This window comes from Olivibacter sp. XZL3 (genome assembly GCF_004368405.1).
In the GTDB taxonomy this organism is placed as follows: domain Bacteria; phylum Bacteroidota; class Bacteroidia; order Sphingobacteriales; family Sphingobacteriaceae; genus Olivibacter.
The window spans coordinates 1-15,179 of the sequence record NZ_SBJH01000040.1 but is presented as its reverse complement, the minus strand read 5'-3'; the positions used below and the strand labels follow the sequence as shown (position 1 = coordinate 15,179).

13 protein-coding genes are annotated in these 15,179 nt (G+C 44.7%); 11 read left to right on the top strand and 2 right to left on the bottom strand.

The window, feature by feature from the left end; all coding sequences use genetic code 11:
* Window positions 1–2: 2 nt before the first annotated feature.
* Window positions 3–1,007 carry a LacI family DNA-binding transcriptional regulator gene (locus tag EPX21_RS08730; protein WP_134089285.1) on the bottom strand — a complete coding sequence of 335 codons (1,005 nt, stop codon included), beginning with the start codon at window positions 1,005–1,007 and terminating at the stop codon, window positions 3–5.
* 368 nt (window positions 1,008–1,375) lie between these two features.
* On the opposite strand from EPX21_RS08730, the gene EPX21_RS08725 reads away from it, so the two are divergent.
* Window positions 1,376–2,788 carry a putative oxidoreductase C-terminal domain-containing protein gene (locus tag EPX21_RS08725; protein WP_240768614.1) on the top strand — a complete coding sequence of 471 codons (1,413 nt, stop codon included), beginning with the start codon at window positions 1,376–1,378 and terminating at the stop codon, window positions 2,786–2,788.
* Window positions 2,789–2,797: 9 nt separating this feature from the next.
* Entirely contained in the window at window positions 2,798–3,649 is an 852-nt protein-coding gene (locus EPX21_RS08720) for a sugar phosphate isomerase/epimerase (protein ID WP_134089284.1), read from the top strand.
* 148 nt (window positions 3,650–3,797) lie between these two features.
* On the opposite strand, the gene EPX21_RS08715 is transcribed toward EPX21_RS08720, so the two are convergent.
* Window positions 3,798–4,673, bottom strand: coding sequence for an AraC family transcriptional regulator (locus EPX21_RS08715; RefSeq protein WP_134089283.1), 876 nt, complete (start codon window positions 4,671–4,673; stop codon window positions 3,798–3,800).
* A gap of 227 nt (window positions 4,674–4,900) precedes the next feature.
* Here EPX21_RS08715 and fucP point away from each other — a divergent pair, with 227 nt between their 5' ends.
* From fucP to EPX21_RS08670, 9 genes are all read left to right on the top strand, one after another.
* Window positions 4,901–6,160, top strand: coding sequence for an L-fucose:H+ symporter permease (fucP, locus tag EPX21_RS08710; RefSeq protein ID WP_134089282.1), 1,260 nt, complete (start codon window positions 4,901–4,903; stop codon window positions 6,158–6,160).
* A gap of 130 nt (window positions 6,161–6,290) precedes the next feature.
* On the top strand, window positions 6,291–6,620 hold the full coding sequence (locus tag EPX21_RS08705) for an L-rhamnose mutarotase (protein ID WP_134089281.1): 330 nt from the start codon (window positions 6,291–6,293) through the stop codon (window positions 6,618–6,620).
* Between the two features lie 110 nt (window positions 6,621–6,730).
* The gene (locus EPX21_RS08700; RefSeq protein WP_134089280.1) at window positions 6,731–8,389 is read left to right on the top strand and encodes a UxaA family hydrolase; all 1,659 of its coding nucleotides are present in this window, start codon (window positions 6,731–6,733) and stop codon (window positions 8,387–8,389) included.
* Between the two features lie 113 nt (window positions 8,390–8,502).
* A complete protein-coding gene (locus EPX21_RS08695) occupies window positions 8,503–9,267 on the top strand; it encodes an SDR family NAD(P)-dependent oxidoreductase (RefSeq protein ID WP_134089279.1) in 765 nt (254 codons plus the stop codon).
* A gap of 86 nt (window positions 9,268–9,353) precedes the next feature.
* Window positions 9,354–10,211: a fumarylacetoacetate hydrolase family protein gene (locus EPX21_RS08690; protein WP_134089278.1), complete on the top strand. Its 858-nt coding sequence runs from the start codon at window positions 9,354–9,356 to the stop codon at window positions 10,209–10,211.
* Entirely contained in the window at window positions 10,198–11,031 is an 834-nt protein-coding gene (locus tag EPX21_RS08685; protein WP_134089277.1) for an amidohydrolase, read from the top strand. Before EPX21_RS08690 ends, EPX21_RS08685 begins: the two co-directional genes overlap by 14 nt.
* Before the next feature lie 92 nt (window positions 11,032–11,123).
* Window positions 11,124–11,915 carry an SDR family oxidoreductase gene (locus tag EPX21_RS08680; RefSeq protein WP_134089276.1) on the top strand — a complete coding sequence of 264 codons (792 nt, stop codon included), beginning with the start codon at window positions 11,124–11,126 and terminating at the stop codon, window positions 11,913–11,915.
* Window positions 11,916–12,450: 535 nt separating this feature from the next.
* Window positions 12,451–13,623, top strand: a complete 1,173-nt coding sequence (locus tag EPX21_RS08675; protein WP_134089275.1) for a histidinol-phosphate transaminase — start codon at window positions 12,451–12,453, stop codon at window positions 13,621–13,623.
* 201 nt (window positions 13,624–13,824) lie between these two features.
* On the top strand, window positions 13,825–15,000 hold the full coding sequence (locus EPX21_RS08670; RefSeq protein WP_134089274.1) for a permease: 1,176 nt from the start codon (window positions 13,825–13,827) through the stop codon (window positions 14,998–15,000).
* The last annotated feature ends 179 nt before the right edge of the window (window positions 15,001–15,179 follow it).

Here is a 15,179-nt window from a genome sequence, read left to right as displayed (position 1 = left end):
AGCTAAAAATAGTGTAATTTACAGGGCAGTGAGATGAGTTGGGGATTAAATTCCTGTTGGGGATGCTGAACCATTTCAAGTAACAGCGATCCGGCTCGTTCTCCGATTTCAAAAGGTTGTTCTTTGAGTGAGGCCAGTGGTGGTTTTTCAAAATGGCTGAATAAGGGAAGTGCACCATAGCCGATGAGATCCATGTTTGGATATTGTGCAGGAAACTCTTTTCTTAAGCAGCTCATCACATCTAACATCAGGTAATCTTTGAATAGAAGAATCGCTGTTGGCGGACTGGGTAGTCGCATGAGACGTTTCACTGCCTGCTGATTGTTAGCGGTACCGAGATCACTCTCTTCGACGAGTTGTTGGTCAAAAGCGATTTTGTGCTGCAATAGGCCATCTCTGTAGCCAAGAAAGCGGTCTCTGCTGGTTGCCCAATGACTGGGGCCGTTAATAAAGCCAATCCGTTGATGACCCCGCGAAATGAAAAGCGAGACAGCATCCCTTGCGGCACGATAAACATCACTGCTCACGCAGCTAAAAGTTTCATTGACAGGTTTACGCGCTAAACAGACTACCGGGATGCCCGATCGTTTCAGCTTACGCAAGTGATCAGTATGGTCGGTCTCTTTTGATATGGCAATCAGTAAACCGTCAATGCGGTTGCCGTGCATTACAGAAACCAATTCTTTTTCCCGTCGAAGACTTTCGTGGCTTTGGCCAATAAGCACGTTGTACTTTGCCTGCGATGCTATTTTTTCGAAACCGTTGACAGCAATGGTGTAAAAATGATCAAGGAGCGTGGGGATGATAATCCCCAGCGTGAACGTTTTTTGTTGCTTGAATTGAATAGCGGTTTTATTCGGGGTGTAATCCAATTTCGCGGCAAGTGCCAATACCCGTTCTTTGGTGGTTGCGCCTATGTTGGGATGGTCATTGAGCGCTTTTGACACGGTCGACACCGAGATGTTCAGTGTCTTGGCAATGTCTTTTATAGTAATAGGTTTGTACATGGAGGTTAAATATTGGTCAAAGTAACAAGGATTTAATATGTTTTTAAAGCCTACGTGGCATGTTTTTCTGTTTTTCTACGACAACGTTATCGTTAATTTTTTGAAGAAAGAGGTTAACAAATTGTACAGAGATGATTATTATTGTATTACACATGGAGTTTCTATGTAAAAGCCAGTATTTTGTATAGCCTAATGAAGCCAGCATGAGTCACCGAATCAGTTCGAGATGGACAAATTCCGCGTATGCCTGCAGTAGTATGTGGCAAGCTTCGTCATATTAAAACGCAGTTATTGGATGAGTATATAAACAAATACCCAGAACTTTGAAGGAAAAAATAGATATTGAACACCAGGTTAATGGACGCATTATGCGAAAAAAAGATATGATAGCTAATACCAAAATGATTATGGCGGCCACTTTATTGATCGGCATGATGACGACAGCATGTGATAATCAGCAAAAAGAAGAAAAGGGCCAGCAGCATGAGCAAATAAGTCTAATTACTTTAGATCCCGGACATTTCCATGCGGCCTTGGTTCAAAAGTCAATGTATCCGGACGTAGACAGTGTTGTACACGTTTATGCGCCAACGGACGGGAAAGACTTGCAGGCGCACCTGGGACTTATTGAGCGTTATAATAGCGATGCCGATCATCCTACCCATTGGAAAGAGGAAGTATATACCGGTGATGACTTTCTGCAGAAAATGCTGCAGGATAGAAAAGGTAACGTGGTGGTTTTAGCGGGTAACAATAAACGAAAAATTGATTACATCAGCCAGTCCATCAACGCAGGGCTCAATGTGTTGGCCGATAAGCCGATGGCGATTAATGAGGAAGGGTTTAAAACCCTAGAGAAATCATTTGCGGATGCAAAAGAAAAAAACGTCATGCTGTATGATATCATGACCGAACGTTTTGAGATTACAGCTACTTTACAAAAAGAGTTTTCGCAGATCGAATCGCTGTTCGGTAGCTTGGAAAAAGGATCGCTGGAAGAGCCGGCCATCACCAAAGAAAGTGTGCATCATTTCTTTAAGACCGTATCGGGTAAGCCCTTAATCCGACCCACTTGGTTTTTTGACGTTAGTCAACAGGGGGAGGGTATTGTCGATGTAACAACACACTTGGTCGACCTGGTGCAATGGGAGGGCTTTCCCAATCAGGCTATTGATTATAAAAAAGATATTGAGTTATTGGCGGCAAAGCGGTGGCCGACCTGGTTGAAGGCCGCGGAATTTCAGAAGGCGACGAATGAGACTTACCCCGACACCTTTCAGGCCAATGTGAATGACAAGAATGAGCTTGGCGTATATGCAAACGGCGAAATCAACTATACCATTAAAGGGGTTCATGCCAAGGTAGTAGTGAAGTGGAACTTCGAAGCTCCCGAAGGCACCGGCGATACGCATTACTCGATTATGCGGGGATCGAAGGCAAATCTAATCATTAAACAAGGGGAGGATGAGCACTATAAGCCTGTCCTCTACCTGGAGGCCGTGGGTAAAGATAAAGCAGGTTTCGAAAAAGCGGTTGAAGAAGCGGTTGCTGAAGTAGCAAAAAAATACGACGGAGTGACAGCAGAGAAACTGAAAAACGGCTATTACAAAATAGTCGTACCGGAAGTATTGGCGACCAGCCATGAGGAACACTTTGCGCAGGTGACCAATAATTACCTCCGCTATCTGAAGGAGGGTAAATTGCCCGACTGGGAAGTGCCTAACATGATCGCAAAATATTATGTGACAACCAAAGCCCTTGCATTGGCTACCAAAAAATAAATCAAAAGCATGAATACAAGAAGAAATTTTTTAAAGAAAAGCCTATTGGGAGCGGTAGGAGCTTCCCTGGCAAATGGCGCCTACAATAGCCTGCAGGCACAGCCCCTACACCGTACAATGGCGAAAGAGGATCCTTTTAAGCTGGGAATTGCCGGCTATAGCTTTGTTAATTTCAATTTAGACGAGTCCTTACAGATGATGAAAAAGGTGGATGTACATTACTTATGCATCAAAGATTTTCATTTGCCCTACAATAGCAGCGCGGAGCAGATTGCGGCTTTTCATGCGAAATTAAAAAGCTTTGACGTAACAGGCTATGCCGTTGGGCCTATTTATATGAAAACGAAGGACGAGATCGATAAGGGCTTTGATTATGCCAAGCGGGTTGGCGTCGATCTGATTATCGGTATTCCTAACCACGAGGATCTCGGATATGTGGCTGAAAAAACGAAGGAATACAACATTCGCTATGCGATACATAATCATGGTCCGGAGGACAAGCTTTACCCGAATGCATCGGTTATTTATGACCTTATAAAGGATTTAGACGCGCGGGTCGGAATATGCTTTGATATGGGACACAATAAACGGGATGGCCGGGATTCGGTGGCCGATCTGCAAAAATACAGTAAGCGGATTTTTGATATGCACTTAAAAAATGTGACAGCTGCTACGAAGGAAGGCACCACCTGCGAGCTTGGGCGCGGCGTAATCGATATTCCTGCCTACGTAAAGATGTTGCGGAAAATCAACTATACAGGATCTTGCAGCTTGGAGTATGAAAAAGATATGAAAGATCCGCTGGCAGGTATTGCCGAGTCGGTCGGTTATTTCCGCGGTGTCTGTGATGGAACGCGGTAGCAGTTAGTTGTTCGTTATTGGTTATTCGTTGCTCGTTATTGGTATGATCGATAAAATAGTAGCGGTGGCAGTGGCAGGAGTAGCAGAAGCCTACAGCATTTTATACCACCCACACACTATTCCCTATTAACAGGTTAACTATTAACTACTACGAAGCTTTCTCCAAAAAAGCCTTTTGGTAAGCCAAAGGGCTTTTTTCTGTTATTTGCTTAAAGTACTTATGGAAGCTGGCAAAGTTGTTGAAGCCGCTTTCGTAACAGAGTTGCTTCACGCTCATTTTGTTTTCAATCAGCAATTTACAGGCGTGCCCTACACGGATTTCCAGAAGAAAGCGGGAATAGGTTTTTCCCGTTTTTGCTTTAAAATACCGGCAGAAAGAGTTGGAACTGATGCCGGCTATGGCTGAAACATCTTCCAGACTGATCTTTTGGCGAAAGTTGGCCAAGGTATAGTCGAATATATTATTGATGCGTTTTTTCTCCTCATCCTGTAAGGAAGGGTGGAAGCCGATGGAGGATATCAACCGGTGTGAACTGTCGGAAGCAATCGCATGCAGCGCTTCCATTAACAGAATAATGCGTCGCGTTCCTTCCGATTGAAGCATCTGTTCGAGCAGCAGGCCAACCTTTTTTTTGGCAGCACCTGTTACCTGAATGCCCCGACGGGCCTTTTCAAGGAGTTGTTTAATCGCAATATTTTCGGGCAGCTCCAAAAAATCTTTACCCCAAAAGTGCTCGTTAAAATGCACTACCCGTACGTCCGCAGTGTCATCGTTCTGATGATCGAAATAATGCTCGTCAAACCGCCAGTAATGAGGTAGCTGCGACCCTACCAAAACGATATCTCCAGCATGGAAGTGATTAATCTGGTCGCCGATAAATTGTGTGCCTTTTCCCCGATAAAAATGAATGAGTTCCACTTCCGCATGATAGTGCCATCGATTATTGATATAGGGAACAAAATCCTGACGGATACTGAAAGATTGCGTAGGAGCCGTACTAAGTTTAAGTAATTGAGGCTTCATCTGTTATTTTACGTTAGGTGTTTAAGCATGCACCGAATACCCGGTGTACCCGCAGTTATTCAGTTTTATGGCCAGCTAATTCAACAAATATATAATAAATATGCTAAAATAACTGAATAATTGGCTAAAATGAGCAAGGGTTTTAAAGGGTCAAATTCCTTAATTTGTAATTGGCTTTACCAATGGAGATAAATTTATTTGTTGAAAACTGAACCTAATATTGTTTTATGTCTAAAAAAGGTGTTCTGATACCCGTCATTTTAGTTACGTCTTTATTTTTTTTATGGGCGTTGCTTCATAACCTAAACCCGATATTAATACCGCATCTCAGGAAGGCGTTTGCCTTAAACGATTTACAATCTTCCTTGATTGATACCTCTGCCTACATCAGCTATTTTGTGGTGGCAATTCCTGCGGGTTTATATATGCAGCGCTTTGGTTATAAAAAGGGAATTTTACTTGGTCTGATCTTATATGCCGCGGGGGCGCTTTTGGTGATACCGGCAGCTTCCGAACGAAGCTACGTTTTTTTCTTAGCGGCTATTTTTGTCATTGCTGCGGGGGCCACCTTTCTGGAAACGGTTGCCAATCCTTACATTGCGGTGCTGGGGGATAAGGAGACCGCAACTCAACGGTTGAACTTTGCACAATCGTTTAACGGGCTGGGTGCGGTAGTTGCACCGATTTTAGGTGGTAAGTTTATTCTTTCAGGTATTGAGCATAGCCCGGAAGAGCTGGCGGCGATGAGCAGCGAATCCTTGAATACGTACCTTCAGTCGGAGGCAGATACGGTTAAATTGCCTTATCTGGTAATTGCGGGCATTGTGTTAGCGCTCTTGGTGTTATTTGTCGTCACGCGACTTCCGGAAAGTGAAGACGACGAGCCTGAAGAAGCTCATACTATGGGTACGAACTTCTCGCTAAAGGTATTTAAGCATAAACATTTTCTCTGGGCGGTTATTAGTCAGTTTTTTTATGTGGGCGCGCAGGTTGGCGTTGGTAGTTTCTTTATCCGTTATGCGAATCATGTGGCGGGTATGGGCGAAAAGAATGCCGCCTATTTATTTGGGTCGGTGGCGATGGTCGGGTTTATGTTAGGGCGCTTCAGCGGAACCTTTTTGATGCGTTATATCAGGCCTGCTGCATTATTGGCGCTCTATGGTCTGCTTTGTACCCTGCTGTTGCTTATAGCGGTGTTTACTGCAGGTACCCTCGCCTTATATGCTTTGGTAGCCGTTCCTTTTTTTATGTCGATTATGTACCCGACCATTTTTTCGCTCGGTATACGGAACCTCAGCAGTGAGGAAACCAAGATAGCGTCTTCCTTCCTGGTGATGTCCATTATTGGAGGTGCTGTCGTTCCCTTGCTAATGGGCCTTGTTTCCGTTGCGGCGAACAGTATCCAAATTGCCTATCTGATTCCTCTAGTATGCTTTTTGGTTGTGTTTTATTATGGATGGAAAGGACATGTTGCTGGAAGGGCATAGGCGGTAGGCAATAAGCGGTAGGCTTTAAGCTGTATGCCTTAGGCTACAAGCCGTATGCTATTAGGCCGCCGGGAGGGGGTGATTAGGATGCCTAACAGGCTTTCGACTTTTAACTTTTGACTTTGCAAAAATGAAAACATATGCACTAGCGCTTGATCTCAAGGACGACGCGCAGTTAATCGAAGAATACGAACAATACCATCGGACCATTTGGCCGGAAGTTAAAGAGTCGATCCAAGCGGCGGGCATTGTCGATATGCGGATATATCGACTGGGCAATCGTTTATTTATGCTCATGGAGGTTGCCGACGACTTTAGCTTTGAGCGGAAGGCCGAAATGGACGCCAATAACCCGAAGGTGCAGCAGTGGGAAGCATTAATGTGGAAATTCCAGCAACCCTTACCACAGGCAAAAGCGGGTGAAAAGTGGTTATTGATGGAGGAGATTTTTAAGTTATAGACTTTATGCAATAGGCTATAGGCGATAAGCTTTAAGCCTTAGGTATATTTTAAGAGGAACGAGTATATTAAAAAAGCTGCCAGCTTAGGGCGGGCAGCGGATAGGTTAAAATGGCAACGATACAAAAATATTTACAAATACATCCAACGGACAATGTGCTGGTAGCACTGCAGGATCTGCCGGAAGGTGAATGGATTCATTTTAACGGAGATAGCTTCACTTTGCAGCAATCGGTAGCGGCAAAACATAAGTTCACTTTGACATCGCTGGGGCCTGAAGAAAAGATTTACATGTATGGCGTGCTGGTTGGAAAGGCAAACAGACAACTTGCGAAGGGCGAAGCCATCACGACGGAGAACATTTATCATGCTGCCAATGATTTTAAATTAGGAAAGCGGAAACTGGATTGGCATAAGCCCGATGTTTCGGGTTTTCTGAATCGTACTTTTTTAGGCTATCATCGAAGCAATGGAACTGTTGGAACGGGAAATTACTGGCTGGTCATTCCGCTGGTGTTCTGTGAAAATAGAAATGTGTTGGTGATGAAAGAAGCGTTTGAGCAGAAGCTGGGCTTCAAAAAGGCTAAAAGCTATGAGCCGGAGGTCGAACAGCTGATATCGCTTTATAAAACAGGTGCTTCCGTTGAGCAGTTATTAGCGGCGGACTTGCAGGGCGCAAAAGGCGCGCAAAACGCCAACAAACTGTTTGCCAATGTAGATGGCATTAAATTCTTAAATCATGATATGGGCTGCGGCGGAACACGAATGGACTCCGATGCCTTGTGCGGTTTGTTGGCCGGTTACATAACCCATCCCAACGTAGCCGGTGCAACGGTGTTAAGCTTAGGTTGCCAGCATGCGCAGGCCAGCATTTTGAGAGAGGAGATCGCCAAGCGCGATCCGCATTTCGACAAACCGCTCTATATTTTCGAGCAGCAACGCATTGGATCGGAAAGTGTGTTGCTTCAAGAGGCGCTGAAACATACCTTTATCGGCTTGGTGCAAGCGAATCAGCAAGAAAGACAGCCCGCCGGCCTAGACAAATTATGTATCGGTCTGGAATGTGGCGGCTCGGATGGTTTTTCAGGTATTTCGGCCAATCCGGCACTGGGCTATTTGTCGGATATGTTGGTGACTTTAGGAGGCTCGGTTATTCTTTCAGAGTTTCCGGAACTTTGTGGTGTCGAACAGGAGTTGAGCGATCGGTGTAAAGATGAGGAAACTGCCCTTCGGTTTATGGAATTGATGAAGACCTATAATGCAAAGGCCGAGCAGGATGGTAGTGGCTTTTATGCCAATCCCTCGCCGGGAAATATTCGGGACGGTTTGATAACCGACGCTATTAAATCCGCCGGTGCAGCAAAAAAAGGGGGGACTTCTCCCGTCCAAGCGGTGGTTGATTACCCCGGACTGGCGAATGGGCCCGGATTGAACCTGTTGTGTACGCCGGGAAACGATGTGGAAAGCACAACCGCAGAAGTAGCCGCGGGTGCGAATGTGGTGCTCTTTACGACCGGACTAGGGACACCGACAGGCAATCCGATCGCGCCGGTTATTAAGTTGTCGACGAATACGAAGACTTATGAAAAGATGCCAGATATTATTGACATCAATTGCGGTACCATTATCGAAGGAACCGAAACAATAGCGCAGGCCGCGGAAAGGATCTTGGATTTTGTAATCGAGGTGGCTAGTGGGAATCAGCTGCCTAAAGCGATGAAATTAGGGCAAGACGACTTTATTCCATGGAGGCGAGGGGTGTCTTTGTAAGTTATAAGTTTTTAGGTTATAAGTTATACGTTATTATCGGTTGTAAGTTGTAAGGTTTAAAGTAAAGCTGAGGTATTAAACGAAATGAGGCCGATAGCTAAATATGAAATATTATGTTTGATTTAACAGGAAAAAAGGCGATTATTACAGGAGGAGGAAGTGGTATAGGAAAAGCAATCAGCTTGCTTTTTGGTAAGCAGGGCGCAGAGGTTCATATACTGGAACTGAATGAAGCTGCTGCTTCGGTGGTAAGGGACGAGATTGAGGCAGCGGGTGGAAAGGCCTTCGCGCATGCCGTAAATGTAAGCGATCAAGGCGAAATGCTTGCTGTCGTGCAGCGGATCGGTGGTGCCGACATTTTGGTAAATAATGCAGGTATTGCTCATGTCGGTAATTTAGAAAACTGCAAAGAGGAAGATTTTGAACGCGTCTACAGCGTCAATGTCAAAGGCGCTTACAACGCCCTATTCAGTGTGATTCCCTATATGAAGGAGCAAAAGAAAGGCGTCATTCTGAACCTGGCTTCAATCGCAGCACAGGTCGGTATTAGCGATCGATTTGCTTACTCCATGAGTAAAGGGGCTATTGCAGCAATGACCTTATCGGTCGCACGTGATTATATCGATTATGGAATCCGGTGTAATAGTATATCGCCGGCAAGGGTGCACACGCCCTTCGTGGATGGCTTTATCTCCAAAAATTATCCGGGCAAAGAAGACGAAATGTTTGCTAAATTAGCGGCTAGTCAGCCCATTGGTCGGATGGCCAAGCCAGAAGAAATCGCTTCGCTGGTACTTTATCTGTGTTCAGATGAAGCGGGCTTTATTACGGGAAATGATTATCCGATTGATGGAGGCTTTATTAAATTGAATAATTAATATGGTTATTCGTTATTGGTTGTCGGTTTTTAGTAAGTTAAGTCGATAGCGAACAACGGATAACGACCAACAAATAACTAACGCAAATGAAACTAATCCGTTACGGTGAACCTAACCGTGAGAAAATAGGTGTACAAATTGAAGGAAAAAACTACGATGTATCTGCTTTCGGTGGCGATTTCAATGAACAATTTTTTGAAGAAAACGGACTGGCCAGGCTGGAAGAATTTATCAAGGCAAATGAGGGAACGCTGGTGGAAATCCCTGCGGAGACCCGCTTAGGAAGTCCGATTGCGCGCCCATCAAAAATTGTTTGTATAGGCCTCAATTATAGGGATCATGCCGAAGAAACAAAGGCGCAGATTCCTGCTGAACCGATTATCTTTATGAAATCAACCACCTCACTTGTAGGACCCAATGATGCAATCGTGATCCCGAAAGGTTCTACAAAAACCGACTGGGAAGTCGAATTCGGTATTGTGATCGGTAAGAAAGCAAGTTATGTAGAAGAAGCAGCGGCTATGGACTATGTAGCTGGTTATGTGTTGCACAATGACGTGTCGGAAAGGGAATACCAATTGGAGCGGGGCGGTACCTGGGATAAAGGAAAAGGTTGTGACACCTTCGCTCCTATCGGTCCTTTTTTAGCAACGCAAGAGGAGATTGCGGATATAAACAACGTCCGTTTATGGCTGAGCGTTAACGGAAAAACCGTACAGGACGGAAATACTAGCAATTTAATTTTTAAAGTGCCGTTCATTGTCTCTTACATCAGTCAGTTTATGACCTTGTTGCCGGGGGACGTGATTTCGACAGGAACACCGGCGGGCGTCGGACTCGGTTTTAATCCGCCGGTTTATTTAAAACCAGGAGATGTGGTGGAGCTGGGCGCGGAAGGCTTGGGCACCTCCAAACAAGTCGTAAAAGCTTATGAAGCGCATTGATGCACACCAACATTTTTGGCATTATGATGCGGTGAGGGACGCCTGGATAACAGCGGATATGGCTGTTATCCGGCGTGATTTTCTGCCGACCGATTTAGCGCCTCTTTTGCAGGCGAACGGGGTCGACGGCTGCGTCGCTGTACAGGCCGACCAATCGGAGGAGGAAACGAATTTCCTGCTCAACCTGGCCAATCAATTTCCTTTTATAAAAGGAGTGGTGGGATGGGTGGATCTAAAGAGTGTCCATATCGAGGGTCGTTTGGCTCACTATAGCCTGTTTACTAAATTGAAAGGTTTTCGCCATATCTTGCAAGGCGAGTCTGATCCGCAATTTATGTTGAGTCCTTCCTTTATTCGTGGGGTAGCGGCTTTGCACAAATTTGGATTCAGCTACGATATCCTTGTCAGACCGAAGCAGTTGCCAGCCGTAATCAAGTTTTTGCCTCATTTTGATGGGGAGCAGCGCTTTGTGATTGACCATCTTGCCAAGCCTTATATTGCTTCCAAAAAAACAGAACCTTGGGCTTCGGAGATGGCCCTGTTGGCCCGCTACCCGAATTTATATTGTAAGTTGTCGGGCATGCCGACCGAAGCCAATTGGAAGCATTGGAAAGCGGACGACTTTTCCTTTTATATTAACCATCTGTTGGATACTTTCGGTCCGTCCCGACTCATGTTTGGTTCCGACTGGCCCGTCTGTCTGGTCGCCGCACAGTACGAACAAACGCTAAGCTTGTTGGATAGGCATATTTCCGCCTTAACGGCAGGGGAGCAGGAAGGAATTTGGTACAAAAATGCAGCAGAATTTTATAGACTTTAATTAGCAGTCGGTTGTCGGATAATATCAGCCATCAGTTGATTTTGCTGAGGTGAAAGCTGAAAACCGAAAGCTGATAGCTCAAAGCGATAATAATGGACTTAAAACTCAAAGATAAAATAGTCATAGTAACGGGAGGCGCGAAAGGCATTGGCCGCAGTATAGCGCTTGCCTTAGCAAAAGAGGGGGCTGTACCCGTTATTGTAGGACGGAAAAGGAACGATAACAAGATAGTGGTGGACGAAATCGTTGCGGACGGCGGTCGTGCTTTCGGCGTTGAGGCGGAACTGACCCAGCCAATGGCCTGTAAAGAGGCGGTCGACCAGGTGTTAAATCAATACGGAAGAATTGACGGCCTGGTCAATAATGCAGGATTGAATGACGGCGTCGGTTTGGAAGGAGGAAATTATGAGTTGTTCCTGCAAGGACTTCATAACAGCCTGATACACTATTACCTGATGGCTCACTATGCCTTGCCTTCGCTGAAAGCGCATAGGGGTGTCATTTTAAATATAAGTTCGAAGACGGCCGAAACCGGACAGGGCGGCACCTCCGCTTATGCGGCTTCCAATGGAGCAAGAAATGCCCTTACCCGCGAATGGGCTGTGGAGCTCTTGCCGTACGGCATCCGTGTAAATGCTATTGTCGTAGCGGAATGCGCGACACCCCAATATGATAGCTGGATCCAAACCTTGGACAATCCGGAGGAAACGCTCAAGCAGATTACGAGTCGAATCCCATTCGAAAACAGAATGACCACATCTGAAGAAATTGCGGCTATGGCCGTGTTCCTACTTTCTTCGCAGTCTTCCCATACCACCGGACAGCTGATTCATGTGGATGGGGGCTACGTGCATCTCGACCGTGCTGTAGGTACAGGGATTTAAGAGGTAATTAAACTTTAGGTTATTTTTATGGAGGGCCGCAACGTCTCACTTCTACTGTGATATGCCTGGTTGCGGCCTTTTAAGTCGCTCGCCATAGACAAGTATTTCGTCTTTCAGATGGCTTTGTTCTCGTCCTCACTAAATGCCAGTAATTCCGCTGGTCTTAACTAATCTGCTGTATTTTTTAGAATAGCTGTTATTTGTGTTGCGAATAGTGTGTCTTCTGGTTGAATTGTGAGGTGATCGTTTGAATTTTTTAGCGATTGTTGCGATAGACGACACTTTTTTACATTATTAAATGTTGTTTTCTTGTTATTTTTATAAATAGTTTGATTTGAGGTGGTTTTTTTGTAGAATTGCTATTGTATAACCAATTATTCCTGTTTGATCTGGCGGATTTTGTTCGTGTTTTTTATTTTTTTGATTCAATGCCGGAGAGTTTAAAAAAATCGTAGATGTATAGGGAGTCTTTAGAGGCAGTTACTAATACAGAAATCATAAAGTTTTTGAAACTTAATATATTATTTTATCACCCATGTCCACTAAAATAAATCGAAGAAACTGGCTGAAATCGAGCTTGATGGCAGCTAGCAGTTTGACCTTGGCGCCACATTTAGCTTGGTCGTCTTCCGCAAAGAAAGCTTCCAGTAGCGTTATTTGGGAAATTGAGCATCCATCCTATTATTGGGATGCAGCGCCGACATTAAAGGCAAAATTGAACGCTAATGAAAACCCCTATGGGCCTTCAGAAAGTGTAAAACGAGCAATCAGCGAAGCGGTTGCTGTCGGAAACCGTTACGGCCATTCAGACGCAGCGGTGTTGATCGATATGATCGCCGAAAAGGAGGGGGTAACGCCCGATCACATCATGCTCGGACCGGGCTCTACGGATCTGCTCGAGAAAACCGCCATTAGTCGGTTTATAAAAGGCGGAAATATTGTTTCTGCGGACCCTTCCTATATGTCGCTGATCAATACCGCTCAAGCAATTGGTGCCGACTGGAAAGCGGTTCCGTTAACGGCAGACTATGCGCACGACTTGCCTGCAATGGAGGCTGCGGTAGATAGCAAGACGCAATTGGTGTATGTGTGTAACCCTAATAATCCTATGGGGTCTATAACGGAACCAAACGCCTTACGGAATTTCTGCGCAAAGGTATCGGAAAAGACGCCAATATTCGTTGATGAGGCCTATTTGGAATTTTTAGATGATCCGGAAGCCAATAGTATGGTGGACTTGGTAAGGAAAGGGAAAGATGTGATTGTGGCGCGTACCTTTTCTAAAATACATTCTATGGCAGGTCTGCGTATCGGTTACGTGGTAGCTAAGCCGGAGCGTATCAAAAGCATTACGGATATGGTTCGGAGCACCATGGGCCTATGTGTGACATCGATCAAAGGAGCCGCAGCCAGTATGGCAGACGGTGATTTCTGTGCGGAATGCAAAACCTTAAATACGGCTGCAAGAGAATACGTGTGTGCAGAGCTCGAAAAAATGGGTTATAAGTATATTCCTTCCTACACGAATTTTGTGATCTTCCCACTACATAAAGATACCGTTGGAGAAGCCTTTATGAAATCAATGACGGCTAAGGGTGTGGGAGTTCGACTATACAGCTTTAATAATGAGCCATGGTGTAGAGTAAGTGTGGGTACGATGCCGGAAATGCAACTCTTTACCGAAGTGTTCAAGCAGGTGACTGCTTAGGTCGGCAGCTTTTTAGAGGCATATGGTAGATCCGATTTTACCTATGCCTCTTGCATATTAAAACTTCATCGCTGGCATCGGCGCGGTCTAAAGTAAACCTTTTAGGATGCTGCAGCCAGTCGGGCTTCATTGTGCAGGCAATGCAAAGCAGATGCATTTTATGCGGAATCGGGCCCCGAGATGTAAATAAGCAAAACATTAATGAATATCGCTATACAAAAAACATTATCCCTCCTATTAGTGATTGTGATCGGTTTACTATTAAAAAGTAAGCTTAGTAAGAAAGAGCATCAGCAGTCTATTAAAATGATCATATTGAACGTAGCCTTGCCTACGGTCATTTTCGTAGCTTTAATGAAGCTTCATGTAAAGCCGAACTTGTTGATACTTCCTTTGTTGGTGCTCGTTTTTAATGTAGTTTTTCTGCTGATTTTAAAATTTATCCTTCCCTTGTATGGTGTGCACAAACAAAGTGCTGAAATGCGTACTTATATGTTGCTTATTCCATCGCTGGCACCCGGCCTTTCATGCTTTCCTTTTATTACAGAATACATAGGAGAGGAGGCGTTGGCGCGCGGTGCTTTAGCGGATATCGGCAATAAAATTGCAGTGCTTTTTTTTAGTTATATGCTGGCGATGCATTGGTTTTATAAATTGAATCGCCAAGTGAAGCACAGCAATAACGAAAAGTTAAAGTCCTTAGTGATAGGAATGCTGAATGAGCCCATCAACTTGGTTATGGCCGCAGCATTAATTTTGTTGGGATGTGGCCTTTATTTTGAAGACTTTCCGGGCTTTTTCCAAGATACATTGAACCTGCTTGGTAATTTGATGACACCGTTGATCTTATTATTCATCGGTATAGCGGTGGTATTTAAATGGAAACAGTTTAAAGCCATATTCAGGTTACTTGTTTTTAGATCGGGCGTAGTTTTCTGTCTCAGTGCCTTATTGATTGCTTTTATGCCGGGGGCTTCCTATGCATCGATGATGCTCGCTGTGGTGTTTCCCCAGAGTGCTTGCAGTTTTTGGCCTTTTGCGCATATGGCTATTGTTGAATCTATGAGTAAAAAAGAAGGAGATCCCAATGCGCCCGCGGTTTTCAACAACGAGTTGGCGATGAATATGCTGGCACTTTCGCTTCCCTTATCTACAATGATCATTCTGGGGGTGTTTTCGGTAGGACCCTTTTTTACAGATGTTTTTAACCTGTTATATATCGGTCTCGCATTGATCTTACTTTCTATGGGGCCGTCGGCTTTCACTTACTTTCGGCAACGGAAATCCGATAGCAAAACCTTTGCCATGGAAGAGCAACCAACAAATATAACGGCAGCAGAAAAACGGAAGACCGAAGTTTTGTCTTCCTCTTCATAATCGCCTCTTTTTGTTATCAGTTTCCGGTTGCCAGTTTCCAGTTCTCCCTGCTTGGCGGTAGGCAAAAAATCAAAAGCCTACGGCCTACTACCTATTGCCAATGTCATGTCCTAAAAAAAGTAGACACTTTTATTGTTGTTGATTAAGATGTTGGAATGTGGGAAACTCCAGAGGAGTTT

Excerpts from the sequence above, each read along its gene's own strand:
- EPX21_RS08730 (WP_134089285.1), bottom strand. The coding sequence starts at position 1,007 with ATGTACAAACCTATTACTATAAAAGACATTGCCAAGACACTGAACATC.
- EPX21_RS08725 (WP_240768614.1), top strand. The coding sequence starts at position 1,376 with ATGCGAAAAAAAGATATGATAGCTAATACCAAAATGATTATGGCGGCC.
- EPX21_RS08720 (WP_134089284.1), top strand. The coding sequence starts at position 2,798 with ATGAATACAAGAAGAAATTTTTTAAAGAAAAGCCTATTGGGAGCGGTA.
- EPX21_RS08715 (WP_134089283.1), bottom strand. The coding sequence starts at position 4,673 with ATGAAGCCTCAATTACTTAAACTTAGTACGGCTCCTACGCAATCTTTC.
- fucP (WP_134089282.1), top strand. The coding sequence starts at position 4,901 with ATGTCTAAAAAAGGTGTTCTGATACCCGTCATTTTAGTTACGTCTTTA.
- EPX21_RS08705 (WP_134089281.1), top strand. The coding sequence starts at position 6,291 with ATGAAAACATATGCACTAGCGCTTGATCTCAAGGACGACGCGCAGTTA.
- EPX21_RS08700 (WP_134089280.1), top strand. The coding sequence starts at position 6,731 with ATGGCAACGATACAAAAATATTTACAAATACATCCAACGGACAATGTG.
- EPX21_RS08695 (WP_134089279.1), top strand. The coding sequence starts at position 8,503 with ATGTTTGATTTAACAGGAAAAAAGGCGATTATTACAGGAGGAGGAAGT.
- EPX21_RS08690 (WP_134089278.1), top strand. The coding sequence starts at position 9,354 with ATGAAACTAATCCGTTACGGTGAACCTAACCGTGAGAAAATAGGTGTA.
- EPX21_RS08685 (WP_134089277.1), top strand. The coding sequence starts at position 10,198 with ATGAAGCGCATTGATGCACACCAACATTTTTGGCATTATGATGCGGTG.
- EPX21_RS08680 (WP_134089276.1), top strand. The coding sequence starts at position 11,124 with ATGGACTTAAAACTCAAAGATAAAATAGTCATAGTAACGGGAGGCGCG.
- EPX21_RS08675 (WP_134089275.1), top strand. The coding sequence starts at position 12,451 with ATGTCCACTAAAATAAATCGAAGAAACTGGCTGAAATCGAGCTTGATG.
- EPX21_RS08670 (WP_134089274.1), top strand. The coding sequence starts at position 13,825 with ATGAATATCGCTATACAAAAAACATTATCCCTCCTATTAGTGATTGTG.